Source organism: Nonomuraea sp. NBC_00507 (assembly GCF_036013525.1).
Classification (GTDB): domain Bacteria; phylum Actinomycetota; class Actinomycetes; order Streptosporangiales; family Streptosporangiaceae; genus Nonomuraea.
In genome coordinates this window covers 10,631,143-10,643,303 of the sequence record NZ_CP107853.1, presented here as the reverse complement: position 1 = coordinate 10,643,303, position 12,161 = coordinate 10,631,143, and the positions used below count along the sequence as shown (strand labels likewise).

8 protein-coding genes are annotated in these 12,161 nt (G+C 69.3%); 4 read left to right on the top strand and 4 right to left on the bottom strand.

Annotation, left to right across the window (positions count from 1 at the left end; genetic code table 11):
• Positions 1-187: 187 nt before the first annotated feature.
• Positions 188-2,542 carry an ATP-binding protein gene (locus tag OHA25_RS50900; RefSeq protein ID WP_327584057.1) on the top strand — a complete coding sequence of 785 codons (2,355 nt, stop codon included), beginning with the start codon at positions 188-190 and terminating at the stop codon, positions 2,540-2,542.
• Positions 2,539-4,644 (top strand): ATP-binding protein, encoded by a 2,106-nt coding sequence (locus OHA25_RS50895; protein WP_327584056.1) that lies wholly within the window; start codon positions 2,539-2,541, stop codon positions 4,642-4,644. Before OHA25_RS50900 ends, OHA25_RS50895 begins: the two co-directional genes overlap by 4 nt.
• Before the next feature lie 35 nt (positions 4,645-4,679).
• On the opposite strand, the gene OHA25_RS50890 is transcribed toward OHA25_RS50895, so the two are convergent.
• Both OHA25_RS50890 and OHA25_RS50885 read right to left on the bottom strand, forming a co-directional pair.
• Positions 4,680-6,137 (bottom strand): ATP-binding protein, encoded by a 1,458-nt coding sequence (locus tag OHA25_RS50890; protein WP_327584055.1) that lies wholly within the window; start codon positions 6,135-6,137, stop codon positions 4,680-4,682.
• 24 nt (positions 6,138-6,161) lie between these two features.
• Positions 6,162-6,392: a hypothetical protein gene (locus OHA25_RS50885; protein WP_327584054.1), complete on the bottom strand. Its 231-nt coding sequence runs from the start codon at positions 6,390-6,392 to the stop codon at positions 6,162-6,164.
• Between OHA25_RS50885 and OHA25_RS50880 the strand changes: the two genes are divergently transcribed.
• Positions 6,373-6,903 (top strand): hypothetical protein, encoded by a 531-nt coding sequence (locus OHA25_RS50880; protein WP_327584053.1) that lies wholly within the window; start codon positions 6,373-6,375, stop codon positions 6,901-6,903. The two genes, OHA25_RS50885 and OHA25_RS50880, sit on opposite strands and share 20 nt — an antisense overlap.
• 3 nt (positions 6,904-6,906) lie before the next feature.
• Positions 6,907-7,335, top strand: a complete 429-nt coding sequence (locus OHA25_RS50875; protein WP_327584052.1) for a hypothetical protein — start codon at positions 6,907-6,909, stop codon at positions 7,333-7,335.
• A 6-nt stretch (positions 7,336-7,341) separates the two neighbouring features.
• On the opposite strand, the gene OHA25_RS50870 is transcribed toward OHA25_RS50875, so the two are convergent.
• Positions 7,342-10,269 (bottom strand): glycosyl hydrolase, encoded by a 2,928-nt coding sequence (locus tag OHA25_RS50870; RefSeq protein WP_327584051.1) that lies wholly within the window; start codon positions 10,267-10,269, stop codon positions 7,342-7,344.
• A gap of 80 nt (positions 10,270-10,349) precedes the next feature.
• A complete protein-coding gene (locus tag OHA25_RS50865) occupies positions 10,350-12,158 on the bottom strand; it encodes a right-handed parallel beta-helix repeat-containing protein (RefSeq protein WP_327584050.1) in 1,809 nt (602 codons plus the stop codon).
• Between the last annotated feature and the right edge of the window lie 3 nt (positions 12,159-12,161).

The window sequence follows — 12,161 nt, the reverse complement described above, 5'->3', positions numbered from 1 at the left end:
AAAATCTGTCCCATGCGCGAGCCCGATCTTCACCATGGGTTGCCGACGGTCGGGTATGTGACCCCGGCATACGCGATGAGCAGGCATAACGTCCCCGTGACCGGTACACGCCATGGGGCATATGTTGGTTACATCGGCTCGTCTTCGCGTGCGGTCGTCTACTCACCAGAGCCGATGCGAGGCATCGATGACCAATGCCACAGTGCGCGCCTTGGCGCACACGTACACCGACGGACTACCTGCCGAGCTGACCAGTTTCATCGGGCGCCGGCACGAAGTGGCGATGGTCAAACGCCTGATGGCCGACGCCCGCATGGTGACCCTCACCGGGCCCGGCGGCGTCGGCAAGACCCGGCTGGCCCTGCGCGTCGCCGCCGACCTGCGACGGGCCTTCCCCGACGGGGTCTGGCTGGTAGAACTCGGCGAGCTCAGCTACCCCGCGCTGCTGCCGCAGACCGTGGTCGCCGCGCTGAATATCCAGGATCACTCCGCCCGCCCGCCCATCCAGGTGCTCACGGATCGCCTGCGCGAGCAGCGGGCGCTGGTCCTCCTGGACAGTTGCGAACACGTACTCAACGAGTCCGCCATGCTGGCTCAGACGCTGCTGAGCTCCGCCCCCGAGCTGCGCATCCTGGCCACCAGCCGCCAGTTGCTGGGCATCGCCAGCGAGCACGTTTTCGCAGTGCCGACGCTGCCGGGCCCCGACTCCGAGCACGGCGGGCCGCACCCCCTATCCGACGCGGCCCGGCTCTTCGCCGAGCGGGCCGAGGCCGTCGTGCCCGGTTTCACCGTCACGAACGAGAACCGGGACATCGTCGAGCGGATCTGCCGCCGCCTGGACGGCCTGCCGCTCGCCATCGAACTCGCCGCCGTGCGGCTGCGCGCGCTCTCGGTCCACCAACTGCTCGATCGGCTGGACGATCGCTTCCGGCTGATCACCACGAGATCGACGGTCACTGCGCCGCGCCACCGGACGCTGCGCGCCTTGATCGACTGGAGCTACGACCTGTGCACCGAGCACGAGCGCCTGCTGTGGGCACGCATCTCGGTGTTCCGCGGCAGCTTGGATCTGGAGGCGGCGGAAGCGGTCTGTGCCGGGGACGGCATCGCCCGTGACGAGATCGTCAACCTTGTGGGCGGCCTGACGGAGAAGTCCGTCCTGATCAGGGAGGAGCATCCCTGGGGAGTGCGATACCGGCTGCTGGACACCATCCGGCAGTACGGGAAGGAGCGGCTGATCGCCTCCGGGCAGGACCAGGAGCTGAAACGCCGCTATCGCGACTACTACCGGGAGCTGTCGCGCGAGGCGCGGGCGCAGCATTTCGGCCCCGCGCAGATCAAACTGCTGAACCGGCTGCGAGTCGAGCATCCCAACCTGCGCACGGCCCTGGAATACTGCCACGCCGAGCACGCCGGGCTCTGCATCGACATGGCCAGCGACCTCCTCTACCACTGGATCTCCAGCAGCCACCTGGGCGAAGGACGCGACTGGCTCGAGCGGGGACTCGCGGACACCGCCGGCCTGTGCGAGGTCAGGGCTCGGGCGTTGTGGGCATGTGGCCGGCTCGCCATCATCCAGGGTGATCTGGCTTCGGCCGTCGAGCGGCTCGCCGAGAGCAGAGAGCTCGGCGAGCGACTCGGACTCGAACCGGTCCTCGGCTACGTCGCCCAGTACTCCGGCATGATCGCGATGGAGGAGGGAGACACCGCCTCGGCTGTCAGCTCCTTCCAGGAAGCGCTGGACCGTCATCGCGCCGTCACGGACCCGGAGGGCGAGGTCCAGGCGTTGACCTGGCTCACCTTCGCGTATTCCGTCCTCGGCGACTCTGAACGCGCCGTCGCCGCCGCCGAGGAGGGCATCGCCGTCTGCGACGCCCATGGCGAGAGCTGGCACAAGTCGTACGCGATGATGGCGCTCGGCGTCGAGCTCTGGCGCCAAGGCGACACGCCCCGCGCGACGGACCTGCAACAGCAGAGCCTGCGCTTCTTCCACGCAGTGGACGACTCGGTCGGAGTCGGGGGCAACGTAGAAGTGCTGGCCTGGATCGCCGCCTCGGAACGGGACTTCACGCGGGCCGGCGAACTGCTGGGCATCCTGCGCAACATCTGGGAGCCGATCGGCGTGCCACTCCTGGGCATCGGCCACCTCATCCGATACCACGACGAGTGCGAGGCCCGTACGCGTCGCGCCCTCGGCGAGCGGGCCTTCCAAGCCGCCGTCGAGCGTGGCGCCAAGCTCTCCCGCGAGCAGGCGGTCGCCTACGCCCTCATGGAGGAGGCGCCGTCCCGCGGCCGGGCCGGCGAGACTGGCGGGCTCTCGGCCCTCACCCCACGCGAGATGGAGATCGCCCGCCTCATCGCCCAGGGGATGAGCAACAAGGAGATCGCGGCGACGCTGGTGATCGCTCAGCGCACCGCCGAGGGCCACACCCAGCACATCCTGCGCAAACTCGGCTTCACCTCCAGGGCCCAGATCGCCGGCTGGGTCGTCGAGCAGGCCCGCCTCTCCGGAGAGGAACCTCCCGGCGGAGCACGAGCATGACCACCAACGACACGATCCGGGACGTCCCGGCCGCCGAACAGCCGGCGGCGGACTGGTCGCAGCCCGACACTCCTGCTTTCGTCGGACGAAGGCATGAGATCTCCGAAGTCAGGCGCATCCTGCCCAAGACCCGCCTGCTGACCCTGACCGGCGCGGGTGGTGTCGGCAAGACGCGGCTGGCGCGACGTGTCAGCGAGCTCGCGCGGCAGAAGTACCGGGACGGGGTTCGGCTGGTAGAGCTGGCCACCATCGACGACGAGGACCTGCTGGCCCCGGCCGTGGCCGCCGCGCTGGGAGTCCGTGACACCGGACCGGACGTCGTGGATCAGCTGGTGGAGCGTCTGGCCGACAAACGGGTGCTGGTGGTGCTGGACAACTGCGAGCATCTGCTGGATGCGTGCGCCCGCCTGGTGCAGCGGCTCCTGCGCGACACTCCGTGGCTGCGGATCCTGGCCACCAGCCGGCAGTCACTCGGGGTCTACGGGGAGCGGGTGCTGTGTGTGCCGTCGCTCTCCGTCCCCGAGCCCGGCGACACCACGCGCGACATCGCCCGGCGAGACGCCGTGCGCCTCTTCGCGGAGCGGGCGGCGACCATCCGGCCGGGTTTCGTCGTCGACGCGGCCAACGCCGGGGCGGTCGCCCGGCTGGCTCGGCGCCTCGACGGGATTCCGCTGGCCATCGAGCTGGCAGCGGTACGGCTACGCACGGCATCGGTGGAGGAGCTGGCGAATGAGCTCGACAAGTGCCTGGACCTACCGGCCGAGACCGGCCCTGGCACCCTGGCACGCCACCAGACCCTGCGGGCGACCATGGACTGGAGCTTCGGGTTGTGCTCGTCCGGTGAGCGGCGACTGTGGGAGCGGCTGTCGATGTTCCCGGGGGGCGTGGACCTGGAGACCGCCGAAGCCGTCTGCCCCGGGCAGGGTCTGGCACGCGAGGACGTGCTGGATCTCATGGCCGGCCTGGTGGACAAGTCCATCCTGTGCACAGCGGAGCAGCACGACGGCGGAGTCCGCTACCGCATGCTGGAGCCCATCCGCGCGTACGGTCGCGAGCGGCTGCCCTCCACGGACGCGCAGGCGTTGCGTGCGCGCTACATCGACCACTATCGCCGGCTGACCGGGCGCGTGCGCGTGGACCGGATGGAGCCCGGCCAGATCGACCGCCATCGGACGCTGAACGTGGAGCTTCCCAACGTGCGGGTCGCCCTGGACCTCTGCTTCGACAGGCCCGGTGACGCGCCCGCCGGGTTGGAGATCGCCTCCGCGCTCTGGGCCCACTGGCTCATGGCCGGCGCGCTCAGCGAAGGACGGCACTGGCTGAAACGCGGTCTCGCGCTCGTGTCCCGACCGAACGACACCCGGGCGATGGGCCTGTGGGCCAGCGGGCTGTTCGCCCTCTACCAGGGCGATCCGGCGGCCGGAGCCGACCTGCGGGAGTGCTTGGCACTCGCGCGGCAGTCGAGGGACGAGGCGCTGCTCGCGTTCGCCACCCAGATGTCCGGCGTCGCGGCGCTGGCCGAGGGCGACCCCCAGGGCGGGCTCGCGCTCGTGGAGGACGCTCTCACCCGTCACCGTGCGAGAGACGACGTCCACGCCGTGGGGGTCACGCTCTACTTCGCCACTCTCTTCGCCGCCCACCTGAGCCCGGACCGGGCCGCCGCCTACGGTGAAGAACTGGTGACGATGTGCGAAGAGCGCGACGCAGCGCTCTTCCGCGCGTACGCCTTGTACGCGCTCGGCATCGCCCGCTGGGAACAGGGCGACTGGCGCCGGGCCGAGGCCAAGATGCGGGAGGTGACCGCGTTCTGGAGCGCCGTCGACGACCGATGGGGCCTCCTCCAGTGCCTGGAGGTGCTGGCCTGGACCGCCGGGGCTCGCGGGCGGCACGAGCGCGCCGCCTGGCTGCTGGGCGCCGCCCACGACCTGTGGCGGGCGGTCACCGCCTCTCCGTCGCGGCCGCGGTTCCAGGTGAAGTCACACCAGGAGTGCGTCGAGCGGGCACGTCGCGCACTGGGGGCCCAGGCGTACACGGCGGCCTTCCGGAAAGGTGCGAGGCTCAGGCTGTCCCGGGCGGTCGACTACGCGCTGGAAGAGCCATGACGAGCACCCGGCAGGGTTAGAGGAGGTCCTCGGCCTCAGGAGTAGAGCCGCTCAGGATCGATCAGCATGACGTCGCCGTTCTCCGCCGCGCGTAGATCCGCCGTGAACCCGGCAGCGCTGTAGCAGGCCAGGCGGGTAGATCGCATGTCATACCCACGGACCGCGAGAAGGTCGCGGACGCGACGGAGCCGCTCGACATGCCCTTCGCACATGACGTCTCCCCATTTGACCTCTCCCAAGGACAGCACCCGGCGGGGCCCCCCGTCCGGCTCTGCCAGGACCACGACGTCGATCTCGTGGCTGGTCCGGCGTTCGGGATCGTTGACTACCCCGTGACCGATCTCTGCGGGAACGTCGCCGAAGGTCTCGGCTCCGGCGAAGTCCGCGGCCCATGTACGGCAGACCTCTTCGAAATGCGGCCCCACCACTCCGCTCAGGAATCGGTCACGGCTGCGCTTCCAGACCTGTTCGGCCCGCCTGCGTTCGAGTTCCCGCCACGCCGGGCGCATCACCGAGTGGTAGAAGCTGATCAGTGGTTCTGTGATCCGGTAGAGAGGGCGGGCCGCACGCAACATGTCAGGGGATTTGGCGAGCAGCCCGGCGTCTTCGAGCACGGCGAGCGGGTGACTGATCTCCGTGGCCTTGCGGCCTATGTAGTTGGCGATGCCACCGCGCGAGGCGTTCCCCTCCGCCACCGCCGCCAGGACGGAGTGGTAGAGAGCGGGATCGCGCAGGTCCGGCTCCTCTGCGAGGAGATAGCGCGCCTCTCGGAAGAGCGGGCGGGCGGGATTCAGCACCGCGCGCTTGACCCAGTCGTCGAAGTCGGCGAGCGACCGCGGAACGTCGTCGCGAACGTATTCGCGGCGGTAAGCAGGTGTTCCGCCCACCACGGCGTGCGTCAGCAGGGCTAGTCGCGGATCGCTGATCTGCCAGAACTCGGCGGCCAGCCGGTAATCGAGCGTGGGCACGACCAGTTCCAGACCGGCTCTGCCACGCAACGGCGCGTTCCCTGCCAGCAGCCCGCCCATGAAAGTGAGGGCGGAGCCGCACAGGATCAGGCGGATCGGCGATCCACCCTTGCGCCGCCGCAGGTCCAGGGCTGCCTGCAGGACGGACGGCAGCTCGGGCGAGACCTTCGCCAGGTAAGGGAATTCGTCGATCACCACAGGAAGCGGTGACGACGTATCCAGGTCGAGGATCGCCTCGATAACCGCACGCCAGGAGGTGAAGTGGAGCGGTGCGGAGCTGCCGAGCCGGGCGGCCAGCAACCCGCCGATCATGTGGAAGTGCTCGGCGGGAAGTGCCTCGGTGCCTTCGATATAGATCCCTCCAGCGGCGTCGCAGATGGATCCGAGGAGAAGCGTCTTGCCCTGGCGTCGCCTCCCCGACACCACGCCCAGTGTTGGATATGGAGAGTCGTCGTTGATGAAGTCGACCAGTTCGGCCCACTCCACCTCGCGATCGAAGATCTCGGAAGGCTTGGTGATGTCCACTCCAACAATATAGAAGTATGATTATTATAAGTCTAGTTCAACATGCCACCGTAACCCGCCTTGATCTTGGGCGGCGAAGGCGTCGCTGCCGTTTTGCCAGTCGCTTGCAACCAGATTGCCAGTGCCATCGGAGATCGTCTTGCCTGTGCTGCTCGTCGCTGCGCGTACCCCCAGCGTCACTGTGGCACTTTCAGGCAGCGTCATCGCAAGAAACACGAGGTGAGAAATGGCCACGATGACGATCAGCGCGTCCACGCTCAACGGGCGCCACCACAAGAGCGCGCTCACGATCTTCATGGTCATCGTGGTGGCCCACTGGGCCGAGCACGTGACTCAGGCCGTGCAAGTCTATGCCTGGGGCTGGCCGTTAAGCGAAGCCCGGGGCGTGCTCGGCATGCCCTTCCCCTGGCTGGTGACCTCGGAGTGGATGCACTACGGGTACGCGCTGCTCATGCTCGTGGGCCTCATCATGCTCCGCAAGGGCTTCACCGGCAGGTCACGACTTTGGTGGAACATCTCTCTGGGCATCCAGGTCTGGCACCACCTGGAGCATCTGCTGCTGCTCGTGCAGAAGCTCAGCGGCGTCTACCTGATGGGCCGGCCGGTCCCGACGAGCGTTCTGCAGCTGATCCTGCCCAGGATGGAGCTGCACCTCTTCTACAACGCCCTCGTCTTCGCGCCCATGGTGGTGGCGATGCTCCTCCACCGCCACCCCACCCCCGCGGAGCGGTCGGGCGCCTCCTGCACCTGCGCGGTCGCACACTAGGTCATGACGGTCACGAAACGGCGGTTGAGCGGGTTCACGGTAGCGCTGGCCGTTGTAGGGCTGTTGTTGCTGTTCGTGTCCGTCCCCGCGCTCGGCCCGGCCATACGGGCCGCCCGCGCCGACGGCGTGAGCGGGGTGTTCACCGCCAAGCAGCTGCGGTGCGTCCAGCATCCTGGGCACGAGTCCTGCGTCTGGGCCGGGGACTTCGCCTCCGGTGACGGGCGGGTCATGCGGCGCGATGTCGAACTGTACGGCAGCGATCGCACCGTGCTCGCAGCCGGAGAGACCACCCGGGCCGTGGACACGGGGCGCGAGTCCCGCGTCTACGGGCCGGGCGGCTCAGAGGAGTGGGTGTTCATCTCGCTGCTGGCACTGGCCGGATTGACCGTGCTGACCGTGGCTGCCAGGCGCGTGCGGGGGTCGCGCGACTGACGCGTTTCATCGGGCGTCCACACGGACCTCGCCGTACGGCACCAGCCTGACCGGACCCACGAGGCCGTACGGCTGGCGGGCCAGGCCACCGTAGACGGCCGGGTCGGCGACGCGGAGCCGGTTGCCGAGAGGCGTCGCCACCTCCACCTGCAGGGTCCTGGCGCCTCGCCCGAGGTCAACGACCGGATTGAGCTGGTTCACGGGATCCAGGCGGCGGCCGTCGACGAGGACCCGGCACGTGTCGGTCACCTCGCCGAGGTCCAGGTACGCCCCGCCTTCCACGTGGACGTCAGTGGAGTACAGGCCGATGCCCGAGACGTCGGCCAGCTCCGGAATGGTCGACCAAGAGGCGAGCCGGTCGAGATCCAGCCGGTGCGCGACCGTGCCCTCCGGCCGCCAGTCCTCCACTTCCAGCCGCCACGACGACAGCACGGTCGGCTCGGGCACCGGCCCGATGACGGAGGTGACGGTCCGGCCGTCGGACAGCGTGGTCGTGTACTTCCCCGCGCGGGAGGCGCGCACCACCAGAGTGCTCCCGTCGTACCTGACCAGGTCGGCGTCCGTCGCGACCACGTGCGGCGCCGTCCGCGCCGGGGTCCCGAACAGGCCGGGACGGCCGATGGCCACGACCATCGACTCGCCCGGCCGCAGCGCCACCCGCAGCCGGATCCCGTCGCCCTCCTCCGTGTAGAGCGCCGCCCGCTGGACCCGCCCCGTCCACGGGTCCAGCAGGTACGGCACCCCGTCCCGGGCCTTTCGGGCCAGCGTGACGTCGTGGTCGATGGGGGCCACAGGCGGTTTGGGGTTCTCGACGTGTTTGCCGTTGCACAGGTAGTAATAGTCGACGTCGCCTGCCACGCGGCGGGCCGTGAGCAGCGTGGACGCGGTGGCGTACCGGACGTCGGAGCGCACACCGAGCGCGTCGAGCGCGGCGGGGACCTCCGCCTGGGCGGTGACCATGCGCACGGTGGGGCGGGCGAGCAGGTCCGCGATCATGGCTCTGAGCTGCTCGTTCTCGCCGTCGCGGGCGACGCCGGGCACAGCGGCGGCCCGCCAGGCCCCGAGCAGCACGATGGGCAGCCCGGCCCCGGCGTACTCCAGCAGGCGCCGCGCGACCCGGAGGGTCATCGTGCATTCGGCGGCGTAGAACTTGTCGCCTTCGACGAACAGCGCCTTGTACGCCGGCCCGTCCGGTGCCAGCCGCCCCCGCGCGACCCGGGCGGCTGGAAGATCGAGCAGCGGCTCGCTGATGAACTGATGCGTCCACCCGGCGGGCACGCCGCTCGAGGTGAACCAGGAGGCTCCGATGCCGGTCTTGGTGTATCCGGTCTGCCGCAGGACCGCTACGTCGGCGCGCGGCGCGCCGGCCCGCATGACCGCATGCACTCGGGCGAAATATCCCGATAAATCGCTCATGTGTCGCCAGGTCGGCTGGCGCGGCCCCCAGGACTCCGCGTAGCCCGCCGTCCCGTTGTACGGCGTGAACGCGGCGAAGCCGGGCCAGCCGGCGCCCGGGGCGGAGGCGTAGGAGAAGCCGTGCAGCACGGTCTGGTTGAGCCCCGCCGCGTACGCGCCGCCCATGGTGCGCAGCAGCTTCTTCCAGGTGGTGGTGTACGCCCCGCCCTGGTACGCCCCTGCCTCGCAGGACATCACCTCCCGCCCGGCGAGGTCCCGGCCCCCGGCCAGGCACCGGTAGTCGTCGAGGTTCTTGAACCCGAGCGACTCGCCCTCGGCGACGTCGAGGACGGCCGCGGCGGCGATGGCGTCGGTCCGCAGCCCGTACGGCTGCGCCCGCAGCTCCAGGCCGATCGAATGCGCCCAGTCGCGCAGCATCCCGAAGTGGTGCTCGTTGAACAGCTCGGACACGGTGTCCCAGTAGTCCTTACGCGCGTGCCGGGTCAGCGCCGCGTCGTAGGCGAAGACCTGGTCCTCTTCCTTCAGGACGATGACGGGCAGGAAGGGCGCCACGTCGTAGCCCCGCCGCCGCTTGAACTCCGCCGGCAGCCCGGGCGTCCACGGCAGCGCATCCGTCTCGATCTCGATGGAGTCCTCGAACAGCGCGCCGCCCGAACGTTTCAGCAGCCTGCGCACAGCAGGCGTCAGCAGCGTGGACTCCCAGTAGTCGATCACCGCCTGGGTGCCCGTCCGGCTGAAGTGGTCGATGACATACGCTTCCGGCTCGGTGTGCGGGCCGGACTCGGGACGCTGGCCCGAGCCGCGCTCCCAGTACGCGATCAGCACCCACTCGCCGTCGGCCGGTGCGGTCCAGGTGACCTGCCCGCCGGCTACGGCCACCTCGACCACGGAAGCGGGGTCGAGGCCGGTCTCGTCGCGGGTGGAGTTCGCCGGCTCGATCCTGGCCGCCTGGACGAGGAGAAGCTTGCGCGCCGGATGCCCGGCCACGGCAGGAGGCGGCGCCTCGCCCGCGTACGTGGCGCCGCCCGACACCGTGACCGAGCCGTAGGCCAGCTCCTTGACCGCCGCCTCGCTCTCGGGGGTGATCGTGGGGACGGCCGCCGGCCAGGACGGGCCGATGGTGAGGTCGATCGTGAAGCCGCGCCTGGCCGCCTGGTCGAGCGCGGCCTCGACGCCGGCGTTCCACGCGGGTGTGCCCCAGCCGTGCCTGGCCGGGTCGAGCACGGACTTGTCGCGGATGCTGTGGTGCACCGCCGCGATCTCCGCGCCGCCGAACCCGGCGTCGGCGAGCTGGTCGACCTCCCGCCTGATCTCGGCGGGATCGACGTGGGCATCCGGCCACCACCAGCGCACCATCGGGCGGACGGCCTTGGGGGCGGGCCGGGCGAACCAGCCTGCGCCGGCGGCGTCAGACGCTCCAGAGGAGCCCGCCGAGGCGGAGGCGGCCGGGGAGGCCAGGGCGAGCGTGGTGGAGGCGGCGGCCGAGAAGAGGAAGCCGCGACGCGTGAGGTCGTTCAACGGGCGCTCCAGGGGGTGAGGACGGCGCCGGCCGGCGGGGCGCCGCCCGCTCGGCCGGCACCCCGCAGTCCAGGCCTCGCCTAGCTGGGGATCGGATAGGGGAAGGCGCTGGTGACGCCGATCTTGTCGTACTCCATCTGGGAGGCGTCGAAGCCGGTTGCCCAGTTGGCGTTCTTGACCTCGTTGCACTGGTAGCTCTGGTACTTGTCGTCGCTGACCTTGCCGACCTCGATGTTCTCGAAGGAGAACCCGCAGCCGCCGGCGTCCATGTGCACCCCGCGGGTCCCGCTGTCGGGCATCGCGCCGCCGGGGTCGTTGATGACGTCGCCGATCACCATCTGCGAGACGTGGTTGTCGATCGGGTGCGGGTCGGAGTTGGAGACGCCGTAGGTGTAGAAGGCGCCCATGTCCCCGCTGTCCAGCCCCGCCTCCTCGATGCGGATGTAGGAGAACCGGTTGTTGCGCGCGTAGTTGTCCTCGTCCTTGACCTCGGGACGGACCTCGAGGCTGATGCCGTAGCGGGCGCTGTGCTTGACGACGATGTTGCTGACCACGTTGTTGCCGGTGCTCAGCAGCTCGATGCCGGCCGCGTCGCCGGGGACCAGCTCGCCGACGTGGGAGATGTAGCTATTGGAGATCGCGTGATGTCCGGAAATGTCGCCCTCGCCCGGATATCCGCCCTCGACCTTGATGCCGTCGGCGCCGATGTTCTCCAGCAGGCTGTCGGACACCTTGACGCGCTCGTTCGCGAACAACATGTAGACGCCCATGAAGCCGCTGTCGGACAGCCGCAGCCTGGTCAGGTCGATGTCCCTGGTGTTGGTCAGCGTGATCATCCCGAACCGGTTGCGCGGCATCTCGATCTGCCGGTCGTAGACCGGATACTTGTGCTCGTAGCCGGAGTCGCCCTCGCTGATCCACCCGGCCCGATACCAGTCCACGAAGTCGGAATACTGCAGCGCCAGCCCGTCGAAGGCGACGTTCTGCACGCGCCGGTCGGGGGAGGACCCGGCCAGCGAGATGATCGTCTTCACGGTCGGGGCCATGACCTTGTCGATCGACGTGCGCGGCCAGTAGTAGACCTCACTGTTCGCGAAGTCGAAGTAGTACTCGCCCGGCTGGTCCAGGAACCGCAGCGTGTTCTGCAGGAAGTAGCGCGAGCCGCTGCGGCTGTTGACGAACGAGTAGCGCGCCCAGTGGTTGAGCGTGAAGAAGTTCTTGCGGAAGTCGGCGCCGCCCAGAGGCACGGTGTCGGTGAACCAGCTCCACGAGCCGCCCGACCAGACCACGATCTGGGAGTTCTTGTCGAAGTCGGCGTCCCACTCCTTCGGCACGTCCTCCGGCTTGAAGTACAGCCACTGGCGCACCGCCTCCTTCTCCGGCTCGCCCAGCACGGAGAACAGGTAAGGCGACCAGAGGTCGTCGCTCGTCCGGTTCGGGTGACGGGCGGTCGTGGCGCGCTTGCCGTCCTCGAAGAGCGTGTAGAAGGTCCGGTCGATCTTGGTCTTGTAGATGGTGTCGGTGTGCTTCTGCCAGCCGGTCAGCGGCTTGGCGCCGAGCAGGCGGGCCTTGCCGGGGCCGTCCGCGCTGCGGTAGATGATCTTGTGGCCGTTCTCGCCGGAGTCGGCCTCGGTGAAGGTGATCGTTTTGTCCACGACGTAGTCGCCGGCCTTGAGATTGACGACGATGTCGCACTTCTGCTGCCGCTTCTTCGACCGCAGCTGGTCGCGGGCCTGCTCGATGGACGTCCACGGGCGCTGGGCGCTGCCGTCGCCCTGGCCGCCGCCCGCGGGGGAGACGTAGTAGTCGCACGAGGGCCTGGCCGCCGGGGTGGGCGTCGTCACCCCGCCGAGGAGTAAGACGATCGCGCCCAAGGACCTGAGGATCACTGG